Annotated in this window: 12 protein-coding genes; 6 read left to right on the top strand and 6 right to left on the bottom strand. The window is 40.9% G+C overall.

Annotated features, from left to right (window positions below):
• The coding region (locus MVE01_RS05770) for an Ig-like domain-containing protein (protein WP_472561222.1) at positions 1-2,159 on the top strand (2,159 nt) is incomplete at its 5' end.
• A 1-nt stretch (position 2,160) separates the two neighbouring features.
• A complete protein-coding gene (locus MVE01_RS05765) occupies positions 2,161-2,823 on the top strand; it encodes a porin family protein (RefSeq protein WP_472561221.1) in 663 nt (220 codons plus the stop codon).
• Between the two features lie 80 nt (positions 2,824-2,903).
• Here the strand turns inward: MVE01_RS05765 and MVE01_RS05760 are convergent, their stop codons facing one another.
• Entirely contained in the window at positions 2,904-5,834 is a 2,931-nt protein-coding gene (locus MVE01_RS05760; RefSeq protein WP_472561220.1) for a MutS-related protein, read from the bottom strand.
• A gap of 179 nt (positions 5,835-6,013) precedes the next feature.
• Here MVE01_RS05760 and rpmI point away from each other — a divergent pair, with 179 nt between their 5' ends.
• Complete coding sequence (gene rpmI / locus MVE01_RS05755; protein ID WP_472561219.1) at positions 6,014-6,205, top strand: 50S ribosomal protein L35; 192 nt, start codon at positions 6,014-6,016, stop codon at positions 6,203-6,205.
• A gap of 108 nt (positions 6,206-6,313) precedes the next feature.
• Complete coding sequence (rplT, locus tag MVE01_RS05750) at positions 6,314-6,670, top strand: 50S ribosomal protein L20 (RefSeq protein WP_472561218.1); 357 nt, start codon at positions 6,314-6,316, stop codon at positions 6,668-6,670.
• Between the two features lie 213 nt (positions 6,671-6,883).
• On the opposite strand, the gene MVE01_RS05745 is transcribed toward rplT, so the two are convergent.
• The 5 genes from MVE01_RS05745 to MVE01_RS05725 all read right to left on the bottom strand — a co-directional run bounded on the left by MVE01_RS05745 (position 6,884) and on the right by MVE01_RS05725 (position 8,887).
• Positions 6,884-7,369 carry a hypothetical protein gene (locus MVE01_RS05745; protein WP_472561217.1) on the bottom strand — a complete coding sequence of 162 codons (486 nt, stop codon included), beginning with the start codon at positions 7,367-7,369 and terminating at the stop codon, positions 6,884-6,886.
• A gap of 119 nt (positions 7,370-7,488) precedes the next feature.
• Complete coding sequence (locus MVE01_RS05740) at positions 7,489-7,746, bottom strand: hypothetical protein (RefSeq protein ID WP_472561216.1); 258 nt, start codon at positions 7,744-7,746, stop codon at positions 7,489-7,491.
• Between the two features lie 10 nt (positions 7,747-7,756).
• Positions 7,757-8,194 carry an HvfX family Cu-binding RiPP maturation protein gene (locus MVE01_RS05735; RefSeq protein WP_472561215.1) on the bottom strand — a complete coding sequence of 146 codons (438 nt, stop codon included), beginning with the start codon at positions 8,192-8,194 and terminating at the stop codon, positions 7,757-7,759.
• A gap of 225 nt (positions 8,195-8,419) precedes the next feature.
• Entirely contained in the window at positions 8,420-8,605 is a 186-nt protein-coding gene (locus MVE01_RS05730) for a hypothetical protein (RefSeq protein ID WP_472561214.1), read from the bottom strand.
• Positions 8,606-8,665: 60 nt separating this feature from the next.
• Positions 8,666-8,887, bottom strand: a complete 222-nt coding sequence (locus MVE01_RS05725) for a hypothetical protein (protein ID WP_472561213.1) — start codon at positions 8,885-8,887, stop codon at positions 8,666-8,668.
• Positions 8,888-9,019: 132 nt separating this feature from the next.
• Between MVE01_RS05725 and MVE01_RS05720 the strand changes: the two genes are divergently transcribed.
• Together MVE01_RS05720 and MVE01_RS05715 are read left to right on the top strand one after the other, a co-directional pair.
• Entirely contained in the window at positions 9,020-9,520 is a 501-nt protein-coding gene (locus MVE01_RS05720) for a gluconate 2-dehydrogenase subunit 3 family protein (RefSeq protein ID WP_472561212.1), read from the top strand.
• Positions 9,517-11,199 (top strand): GMC family oxidoreductase, encoded by a 1,683-nt coding sequence (locus MVE01_RS05715; protein ID WP_472561211.1) that lies wholly within the window; start codon positions 9,517-9,519, stop codon positions 11,197-11,199. The genes MVE01_RS05720 and MVE01_RS05715 overlap by 4 nt, the downstream gene beginning before the upstream one ends.
• The last annotated feature ends 31 nt before the right edge of the window (positions 11,200-11,230 follow it).

Genomic DNA, 11,230 nt, shown 5'->3' with positions numbered 1-11,230 from the left:
ATTATCCGCAAACGGCACCGGTAGCCAATAATGATACAAAAGCAGGAACCGTAGGTACACCGACTACCGTGAATGTACTTACCAATGATACCGATCCGGAGAATGATATCAATGCAAGCTCTGTGAACTTTGATCCGGCATCTGTACCGGGAAGTACAGGTACAGATACAGATGGTGACGGAGATATCGATCAAGTCGTAGTACCGGGTGAGGGAACCTGGACAGTGGATGATGCGGGTGTGGTGACCTTCACACCTGAAGCAGGATTCACAGCAGACCCAACTCCGATCAATTACACAGTAACGGACGATACAGGTAAAGTATCCAACCCGGCAACGGTCACGATTGATTATACGCAGACACCGGATATCTCTATTACGAAGATATCCACAGTAGGTGGTACAGGTATTATAGGTGACACTATTAGCTATGAGCTCAATGTGACCAATACAGGAAATGTACCATTGACGAATGTGACCGTTACAGATGCCAATGCGACCATAACAGGCGGACCGATCGATCTTGCAGTAGGCGCAAGTGACAGTACAACCTTCACAGCTACCCATGTGATCACCGCAGCAGATGTAGCAGCAGGCGGAGTAACGAATCAGGCAGTAGCCACAGGTACAGCGCCAGACGGCAATACGATCACAGATAACTCTGATGATCCGACCAACGGAACAAACACAGACCCTGATGGTGATGGTGATCCGGATGATCCGACAGTGACAGTACTCACGAATCCGCCGGTAGCCAATAATGATACAAAAGCAGGAACCGTAGGTACACCGACTACCGTGAATGTACTTACCAATGATACCGATCCGGAGAATGATATCAATGCAAGCTCTGTGAACTTTGATCCGGCATCTGTACCGGGAAGTACAGGTACAGATACAGATGGTGACGGAGATATCGATCAAGTCGTAGTACCGGGTGAGGGAACCTGGACAGTGGATGATGCGGGTGTGGTGACCTTCACACCTGAAGCAGGATTCACAGCAGACCCAACTCCGATCAATTACACAGTAACGGACGATACAGGTAAAGTATCCAACCCGGCAACGGTGACAGTGGATTATCCACAGACACTTGAAGCGAAAGATGACAATGCAACAGGAACAACAGGGAACCCAGTTACTCTTGATGTTGTTGGTAATGATACAGGAGAAAATCCGCTTGATCCAACAACAGTAAAAATCATAGACCCTAATAATCCAGGTACACCAGTTACTGAATTAACTGTTCCTGGAGAAGGTGTGTGGACAGTAGATCCAGTAACAGGTAAAATTACATTTACACCAGAAACAGGATTTACAGGTGATCCTACACCAATTAAGTACACTGTAGAAGATGACCAAGGTAATGTGTCTAGCCCGGCAACGGTGACAGTGGATTATCCACAGACACTTGAAGCGAAAGATGACAATGCAACAGGAACAACAGGGAACCCAGTTACTCTTGATGTTGTTGGTAATGATACAGGAGATAATCCGCTTGACCCAACAACAGTAAAAATCATAGATCCGGATACAAATGCGTCAATCACGCAATTGGTTGTGCCAGAAGAAGGTGAATGGGTAGTAGATCTAGTAAGTGGGGATATTACATTCACACCAGAAGCAGGATTTACAGGCAACCCTGCGCCAATCCAGTATACTGTAGCAGATGACCAAGGTGAAGTATCAAACCTAGCGACAGTGACTGTGACCTATGAACAGGATGTGCCAACGGCTGTAGATGATCCTTCTGTATCTATCACACATTATGGACCAACAATCATAAATGTGTTAGCCAATGATACTTTTGGGTTGGATGGACCTAATGTTGGAGAAATTACTATCACTGCACAGCCACAATATGGTACGGTTGTATTAGACAATGGTGGGACACCAGATGATCCTACAGATGACAAGTTCATATATACACCAGAAGCAAATGTGGCAAATGTAACAGATACTTTTGAGTACCTGATTACAGATGCAAATGGAGATACATCACGTGCAATAGTTACATTGAAGGTAGATTGTTCAAGTACACAAAAATCTGACAGCGGTGATACATTAGGTATTATAGGAATATTGATGATGTTATTTATGACAGGAATGACGGGATTGTATTTCATCAGAAAAGAAGAAGAAAAAAAAGGAGAAGCGTAGTATGAGACACAATATTTTATTTTCATTGTTAGCTACTATTGCAATGAGTACAATGATTTATGGGGGAGGGAAAGTGGTTGCTCCGGTGGAAGCACCGGTTGAACCTGTTCCTGCAATGCATGCCCCTACACCCGTGTATGTAGGTTTGGGTTTGCTGTGGGGAAAATATAGCGGTACATGTGGAAATACAGCAGACTGTCCTTATGAGGATGTGACTTATGGTGCTATGGTCAGAGCCGGTTATGAATGGAATCAGTATATAGGCATAGAAGCAAGAGCTCTTGCAACATTCTGGGGTGCTGATGATCTGGGAGGACAAAAACTCAGACATATCGGTTTGTTTGCTAAACCGATGTACCCGCTGGGAGAAGATTTCAATGTATATGCTCTTTTAGGGTATGGATGGACAAAAACGACTACAGGCGGTAACGGTAATCTTCCAACAGTGGATGAAAGCGGTTTCTCTGCAGGGATAGGTTTGGAGTATGACCTTTCAGACAAAGATGATGACAGAGAAAAAGACACTATGTATGATAGAGGTTTTGACGGACAAGCGGATCAAGAGAACGGATGGGGGCTTTTTGTAGATTACCAACGCCTTCTTATCAAGTCTGATGTACCGGATATGGATGTTGTTTCAGCAGGTGTAACTTACGATTTTTAAAGATAGGAGGAATTCCCTCTTATCTCTTTACGATTTTAAATTTTACGACTCCCAATTTAGTTGCTCCCCTGCATTGAGCTTTAGCTCTTGATCTCATAATGTAGTTTCAATCCCTCACTGGTCATTACAAATCCGGAAATATTGATCTTACCTTCATGTACCATCGTATGGTGTTTTTTACATAACGGTATGAGGTTATACTTGTGATTTTTATGGAAATGGTCAATGTGACCGTCCTCATTTGCCTCTTTCTGTTGGGCAATATGGTGTACATCCTCCACACTCTCATCACAAAGAGCACATTTACTCAGATAGAGATCTTTATTATATTTACTGCTTTTTTGCCTACGCAGTTTTTTCATCTGGCTTCCTGAATGGTTTAGGTTCTCTCGTATTGTTTGTGCTGTTTGCAGGAACTCCTTGTCCATGTGTAAAGATCTTGCAAATTCCAGACCGTAAAGAGAGTCCCCTCTGCCCAGTTGCAGGACACGGTTGTAAATAAGTGCATCATTGACTTCATCATATTTAATGCCTAAATGTAAAAAGATAAGATGTTTCAAGTCCTGAAGCTGAGGGATGCTTCCTAACTGATGTAAATGCGTGGCAAAGATAAACGTTGACTTTAAAGAGATAAGCTTTAAAATGGCACTGGAGACAATGGCAAGAGCTGATTCTGTCTCTGTTCCCTGGCTTATTTCATCACCAAGTACCAAAGAGCGTTCATTGGCACGGTTAAAGATGTTTTTGAGCTCCATCATTTCTACGGCAAAGGTTGACAATCCTTTATATAGGTTATCCTGAGAGACAATGCGTGTAAAGAGTTTGTCATAGAGTCCGAAACGCAGTTCCACAGCAGGGACAAAAAAGCCTGCTTGGGCCAGCACGACAGAGAGCCCTATACTTTTCATCAGTGAAGATTTACCTGAGGAGTTGATACCGTAAAGCAGTACACCTAAAACATCTTCCCCATTGCTTGCATTGAGTGTGATGTGGTTATGGGATGTTTGATTGTTCGTACCTAAAAAAATATCATTGGGTACATAGATCCCCCGCTCATCATTGGATTCTATGATAGGGTGGCGTAAACCTATGGCTTCATAAAATGACCCCTCTTCTATCAGCGGACGAGAAAGGTTCATGCTCTTAGAACATTTTGCATTGGAGATAGCTACATCGATATTGGCAATAAAAACAATAAGCTTGTCAAGCAGTAGAGAAAATCTATTTTCTAACAAGTCCAGACTTTCAATATAACGCTGCTTGACAAGTGAAATAAGTTTCACCTTGGAAGTTTCATAATTCCGTGTGATCTCTTCAAAGAGTGGTGCCTGTACTTTCACGGCATTCTTCAAGTATTTATAGTGGAAATCCTTAAAGAAATAGTGTTGACCTTCGATAGTGACAAAAGAGTCCTTCAAGGATTTCTCAATAAGAGTAAAGCGGTTTTTTGTAAGATTGAGGTAATATCCCTCACTCTCCAGATAAGCAACTGTAGCATATTTGGTGGTTCCGGTAAAGAGTTTGTCTTTTTCAAAGAGTGATTCTACATGAGAAGCGACTGTTTGCATTTTGTCAACTTCTTTTTCCTGAGTCTTGACAATGGTGTCAATGGCAGGATAGATACCATTTTTGAAAAGGTTGTCATTGATCTGCTCAATACGAAATCTCGCACAGACATCCAGTTCAAAGGTGTCATGGAGAACTTTGAGCATTTCCTGGCTCTCTTCATAGAGGTTTTCTTCTATCGTTAACCCCTGTTCTTTGGCATCATCCAAAAGCTTCAAAATGGCTTCAAGTGACATAGCAATATAGGTCAACTCTACAGGGTGCAGTTTACGAAGTTTAATGCGCCGTGTGATACGTTCCAGATCATAAATTTGTTTGAGGTGTGTCTCGAAACGGTTAATATTTGGCAGTAAAAGTTCTGTTAAGTCATAACGTTTTTCCAAAATCTCTTTGTCGCAAATAGGGTTAAGTAGACGTTCTTTAAGAAGCCGTTTTCCAAAAGCGGTAGAGGTTTTGTCTATGAGGTCAAGTAGCGTAATATCTGCTGGGTCACGAGAGATGATAGAGAGTTGTTCCATGGCATTGTTGCCGATGTACATATAGCGGTTGTTCCCAAGGAATTGCGGTTTATTCATCTTCTCGATGATACTCTCATCATGTTCGATGATAAAGTCTATGAGTACAGCGAGTGACTCAGTGGTATAAGGGTGACGTTCAAGGTCTAGGAATTCAATAGCACTTAAAAATGAGTTAATACTAAAGATTCGTGTAAAAAGTTCATTTTGAAAAGTAATTTTAAACCGCTTGGTATTGACAGAGTAGTGTAGAGACTCAAGTTCCAAATAGTGAATAAGCCACTTTTTGTCAATATCCTTAGAGTCAAGCGTGATAATGACTTCAGAAGTACTGTATGTCTGCAGTAGATTAAAAGCTTCGTCCAGAGCATAGGTTTTATCATCACGGGTAGAGTGTATTTCATTACAAATGGTTTTACCTGTACTCACATCGATAGCGGCATACCCCACCGAGTAAATATCAGCATTTTCATCGATGAGCAGAGAGACGATGTTGTTCTCTGTTGGCTCATTGAGATACTCAAAGTTTGTCCCTGGAGAGATGATGTTGGAGACATAGCGTTTGATGTTGGGCATTTCTCCTTTTTGCTTCACGACAATGATGGTATATTTTTTTGTGTCAATAAGTCGTGAGAGGTAACGATCAAGTGAGACAGCAGGCACACCAGCCAGAAGAGGATTTGAGACAGAGTTCTCTAAAATGGCTTTGCTTTTACGTGTGAGCTGGATGTTTAACAGTTCGGCAATCTCTTTGGCTTTGCCCACTTTCATCTCGTCATTGTTAACCTCGTAGACTTCAAAGAAAGTGCCTATTTCCATGAGAACAAGGGCATCTTTACCGTACTTTTCCTCAAAATGAAGCTGTAAATCAAAGTAAACTTCTGTGAGAAGTTTCTTTTTTTGGGAAAGTATTTCGGTGATTTTATCCACTAGCCAAGCCCTCGTTTTTAATAGATTTAGATTTTAACACAGAAACCCTTGTAGGGTGTTGTACCCTTACAATACCAATTATATAAGGCTTTTATAAATATTTCAGATAATTTGGGTATAATATCGTCCCATTTTATGCCAAGCTATTGGCATGAAAAATCTATCAAGGGAGTAAGCATATGCCAAAAATGAAAAGTGTAAAAGGCGCGGTAAAGCGTTTTAAAGTAAAAAAAAGCGGCAAGATCAAAAGAGGGACTGCGTATAGAAGTCACATTCTTACTAAGGTTGACGGTGGTCACCATAGAAGCATGAGAAGTCCTAAGCATGTTGATAAAGCAGACGCTAAGAACATTAAAGAGATGATCAACTAAGACTACTTAGTTACATTTTGAACAGCGATTAATCCCCCGATCAGGGGCAAGTTCGAGCAGAGAGAATGCTTGACACCGATTCTTTCAAAGATAAGGTAAAGGATAACCATGAGAGTAAAAACAGGTATAGTTAGACATAGACGTCATAAAAAATTACTAAAACAAGCAAGAGGATTCTACAGTGGTAGAAGAAAGCACTTTAGAAAAGCTAAAGAGCAACTTGAGCGTTCACTCGTATATGCTTACAGAGATAGAAGACAAAAGAAGAGAGATTTCAGAAGATTATGGATTACGCGTATCAATGCGGCGACAAGACTTAACGGTATGAATTACTCTACATTTATGCACGGTTTAAAAGTAGCGAACATTGAACTTGACAGAAAGATTCTTGCCGATATGGCAATGAATGCCCCTGAGTCATTTACAAAAGTAGCTGAAGCTTCTAAAGCGGCACTTGCTAAATAATTAACTATTAATTAGTTATCTCTTGAGGAGCCTTGGCTCCTCATTCCCTCTTAAATTATTTTCCAAATTTTTATTTAAAATTTTCTTTATAGGATTGTCTACTTATGCAAATTCTAAAGATGTAATGGTGACTTTTTCTATAAAAGTCCATGTTTTTTCCAGTTCGGTCTGAAATTCATCTGAATTCATATCTATTTGCTGCATGGGTATCCTTTAGTGTGAAACTGTATTATTGATCTCTTTTGCAATATTATCAAACTCTTTCACGAATCCTTGTATTTTTTCACCCCAATTGTCAAGAAAACTTTTTGTTTTGTTCAAATCTATATTGATATGCGTCTCATCTACTTCTATGCCTGCATTTTTATCTTTGATCATACCCTGTTCAAGATCGTTGGAGAGTTTTTCCATTTTATGCTTCATTTTTGTTGCAACATCTTTGAAAAAATCTCTGGTTTTATTGGTATCGATGATGATCTTGCCATCTTCGGCTGTAATGCCGATCTTTGAGAGTTTACTGTTTTTCTGTGCTTCGAGTTCTTTTTTTCTTTTGGCTTCCTCTTTCGCTTTAAGCTCAGCAAGAACTTCTGCTTTAGCCTGTTGTGCCACCTGAGCATCATGCTGTGCCTGTTTTTCTTTGGCATCCTGGCATCCAGAGAAAGAGAATAGCAGGATCATTGTAAGTAAGAGTTGTTTCATGGAAATACCTTTGTAGTAATATAAGAGGCATTATACAATGATTTGTGAAAAGATCGTGAAGTTACCCGACTCCCCCCATGTAAGGGGCAGCAAAGGAAGAAGTATTTCAGCGGGTTAGATCAGCTGCATTTACCTACACCACATTTGCCTTTTGCCGGTGCTTTTTTCTCTGTGGAGGGTTTTGTTGCATTCATCTCTTTTTTCATAGCGTCTTTCATGCCTGCTTCACCGCATTTTCCGGCACTGCATTTTCCACTTTGGCATTTTTTCATGGTTTTTGGAGCATCTGCTCCTGTAGCGCATTTTGCACTTGAGAGTGTCAATGAGAGGGCAACAGAGCCAACAAGAATGAGTCCTAATTGAAGTAATTTTTTCATCATATTTCCTTTATTGTTCATCACCGAATAAAAGGTGATCCAAACTAAATTTTCCGGCTCCAAATGAAGCAAATATTGCTAAAAACAGCATGTAATACATTGGGATCTCAAATCCGTTATCACCTGCAGAAAAACCGTGTGCCAAATGTACAGTAGTAATGGCTACTACCATAATGACCATTAACGGGATCGAGATCAGTCTGGTAAAAAGTCCTAGTGTTAAAAGAATGACACCTGTCAGTTCCGTACTGGCAGCCATATAGGCATTCAGGGTAGGGAAAGGGATACCGATAGATCCGAACCATGTTGCCACACTGTCTATATCCGACCATTTTTGCATGGCAGGTTCATAAAATCCATAGGCAACAGCAAGTCTCGCTAACAGAAGCGAAAGGCTTTGTCCGTAACTTAGTATATTTTTTGTGAGTGGGTATATGTTTTTTAACATACTATACCTCCTTCCTCATAGGTTTGTATCTAAGTAGAAGATTGTTTTTCAAATTTTGATACAAGACAAGTATAGTATGAAGCACGTGTAATATCTGTGTATTCAGAAAATGTATGATCAATAAATATAAGAGAAGATTGCAGGTAGAATGAGCAGCACTTTACCCTAAAGTAAAATGCAGAAGAAAGTTTTCTGATGTAGGAATGATTAGATTCCTACACTGTTTTATTTTGCAGGTGTTTCTGCTTTTTTAGATTCAGCTTTTTTAGCATCACTACATTTACCCTCACCGCATTTTCCGGATTGGCATTTTTTTGCTTCTGTTTTGGTAGCACCACTTTTAGAGTCATAACAACCGGTTAAAGTCATGAGTGCAAATCCAAGCAATGCGCTTAAAAGTATCTTTTTCATGTAAGTCCTTTATTCTGTTTTGTAAACATACAATCGTAGTATGTTTGGCTTACCAAAGTATTACTTCCCGCTGGAACATTTGCCTGCAGCACACTTTTTAGCTACTTTTTTGGCACTGGCACATTTGCCGCTGGCAGAACATTTCTTGGCACCTTTGCATTTCCCGGTTTGACATTTGCCTGCCTGACATTTCATTCCGGCATTAGCATCATTTCCTGTAGTACATCCTGTAAAAGCAACGAGAGCAAGTCCAAGTATTGAAGCGAAAATTAACTTTTTCATTTTATTCTCCTTAATGTGTTTAGTTAACAGATACAAGTATAATATCATATTTGTGTAAAGAGTGTGTAGTCATTGCACTTAGAGTACACAAAAAACAGATAGTATGGTAAAAAATATAGAAAGAGTATCATGATGAAAAGAAGAAATTTTTTGATTTTAGGCTCACTGTTCGGACTCTCTTCTCATCTTTCAGGAAAGCGCTCATTGCTTCCCTCTAAGCAGCAAAAGGAAACAGAAGCAACGATCCAGGCGGTGCAGGAGCATCTGTTTCCCGAGGGAAATACTATACCTTCAGCTAAATCTATGCAGCTAACACAGTTTCTGTTTGAAACTATAGGAGATCAAAGTTACGATAGAGATATCAGAGCATTTGTCATAGAGGGGGCAAAAGAGCTGCAGATCCGTGAAAAAGGCAGATTCCCCTCTTTATCAATGAGCCAAAAAGAGAAGGCTTTACGTGCTTATGAAAAGACAGAATATGGAAAAAGTTGGATCGAAAGGATCATGACACTGAGTATGGAGGGGCTTTTCAGTGACCCTGTTTATGGCTCAAATATTCAAGAGTCCGGGTGGAAGGCATTACGTGCCTATGGCGGACAACCAAGACCCAGAACAAGGTATATAGCATTATGAAGTATGATGTACTTATTGTAGGTTCCGGAGCCAGTGGCGGAGCAGTTGCCTATACACTATGCAAAGCAGGTTACAAAGTAGCGGTTCTGGAAAAAGGAAGACTTATTCAAAGAGAAGAATTTTCTAAAGATGAGTTGGCATACTGTCGCAGAGATATCGTGACCCCAAACCTTTTTGAAGAATACCATACTATAGAAGAAAAGGTAGAAGGCAAATGGGTTGCAACGCCTACCTATGAGTCAGGTTGGAGTTTTTGGAATGGTAATATTGTTGGGGGATCTTCGAATTTTATGAGTGGTATGCTGCACCGTATGCATCCGGATGATTTCAGACTTAAAAGCAAATATGGTGAGATCAGGGGTGCCAATGTTGTGGACTGGCCTATCTCGTATGAAGAGTTGGAACCATACTATACCTTGGCAGAAGAGTTGGTAGGTATATCGGGGAAAGCGGAAGAACATCCCTATGAGCCGCCCAGAAGCACTTCTGATTTTCCTCAGCCTCCGACCAAAGAGAATGATGTAGTAAAACTGATCGATAAAAGCTGCAGGCATCTTAATATTGTACCGCTGGTCACACCCCGTGCTGTACTCTCCCAGGACAAAGGGCATCGAAATGCCTGTTACTATTCCAACTTCTGTGGAAGTTACGGTTGCAGTTCCGGGGCAAAAAGCAGTTCAAGAGAAGCACTGCTCAAGCCGGCATTGGCAACAGGCAACCTTACACTGATGAGCAATACCTATGTCAAAAAGTTACATGCAGGCAAAAAAGAGGCAGTAGAGTATGCCCTTGTTGTTAATACGATCACAGGCAAAGAGAAAAAGATCTTTGCAAAGATGTTCGTTGTTGCGGCACAGGCACATGAGAGTGCAAGGTTGCTGCTTAATTCGGCAAACAGGTATCATCCTGACGGACTTGCCAACAGCAGTGGAGAGTTAGGAAAGAATCTTGTTTTTTCAGCAGGTGGTTCCGGGCAGGGGGAACTGCATCAGGACAGCCTTAAAGAGATCAAATTTGAGGCATTGATGCAGACAGGATTTTTTGTCAACCGCTCCATTTTGGATTGGTATTTTGTCGATCATTGGTGGGACGGTAAATTCAAAGGTGGACTGGTCGAGTTCATGTTCGAACATCAAAATATCATTTCCCGGGCACGTAAAGATAATGAAGAAGAGGGGCATATGGTCTGGGGTAAGGCATTGGGAGAGAAGCTGGTGAAACGTTTTACCCAAAGTAAAAGCATCCGCTTTGAAATTTTTAATGACTGGCTTCCTAACGACAACTGTTTTGTAGCACTTGATCCTACGCATAAAGACAAATACGGTATGCCTGTCGGAAAACTGCGTCTTGAGGGGCATCCCCATGATCTGAAAGTAGGAAGCTATATTGCAAAAAAATGTGAAAAAGTATTGGAAGAGATGGGCGCAAAAAATATTTATTCTTCTGTCTCTTCAGCTCCACCTCAGAATCTGGTAGCGGGCGGGTGCCGTTTTGGGAATGATCCCAAGACGTCGGTATTGAACAAATACTGTCAGGCACATGATGTGCCTAATCTTTTTGTTGCAGATGCTGCGTTTATGCCTACTGGCGGATCGGTACCCTATACTTGGACGATCTATGCGAATGCTTTAAGAGTAGGGGATTATATGGTACAACAGCTAAAGAGAAAAAACACATAAAAAATTTGACATTTTTTGACATTTTTTTGCT

Origin of the sequence: Sulfurovum sp. (assembly GCA_026990595.1) — a bacterium.
In the GTDB taxonomy this organism is placed as follows: domain Bacteria; phylum Campylobacterota; class Campylobacteria; order Campylobacterales; family Sulfurovaceae; genus Sulfurovum.
This window is presented reverse-complemented; position numbering and strand designations above follow the sequence as displayed.

Bases quoted from the DNA above. Each gene is read 5' to 3' on its own strand.
- rplT (WP_472561218.1), top strand. From the start codon at position 6,314: ATGAGAGTAAAAACAGGTATAGTTAGACATAGACGTCATAAAAAATTA.
- MVE01_RS05725 (WP_472561213.1), bottom strand. From the start codon at position 8,887: ATGAAAAAGTTAATTTTCGCTTCAATACTTGGACTTGCTCTCGTTGCT.
- MVE01_RS05715 (WP_472561211.1), top strand. From the start codon at position 9,517: ATGAAGTATGATGTACTTATTGTAGGTTCCGGAGCCAGTGGCGGAGCA.
- MVE01_RS05735 (WP_472561215.1), bottom strand. From the start codon at position 8,194: ATGTTAAAAAACATATACCCACTCACAAAAAATATACTAAGTTACGGA.
- MVE01_RS05720 (WP_472561212.1), top strand. From the start codon at position 9,020: ATGAAAAGAAGAAATTTTTTGATTTTAGGCTCACTGTTCGGACTCTCT.
- MVE01_RS05730 (WP_472561214.1), bottom strand. From the start codon at position 8,605: ATGAAAAAGATACTTTTAAGCGCATTGCTTGGATTTGCACTCATGACT.
- rpmI (WP_472561219.1), top strand. From the start codon at position 6,014: ATGCCAAAAATGAAAAGTGTAAAAGGCGCGGTAAAGCGTTTTAAAGTA.
- MVE01_RS05745 (WP_472561217.1), bottom strand. From the start codon at position 7,369: ATGAAACAACTCTTACTTACAATGATCCTGCTATTCTCTTTCTCTGGA.
- MVE01_RS05765 (WP_472561221.1), top strand. From the start codon at position 2,161: ATGAGACACAATATTTTATTTTCATTGTTAGCTACTATTGCAATGAGT.
- MVE01_RS05740 (WP_472561216.1), bottom strand. From the start codon at position 7,746: ATGAAAAAATTACTTCAATTAGGACTCATTCTTGTTGGCTCTGTTGCC.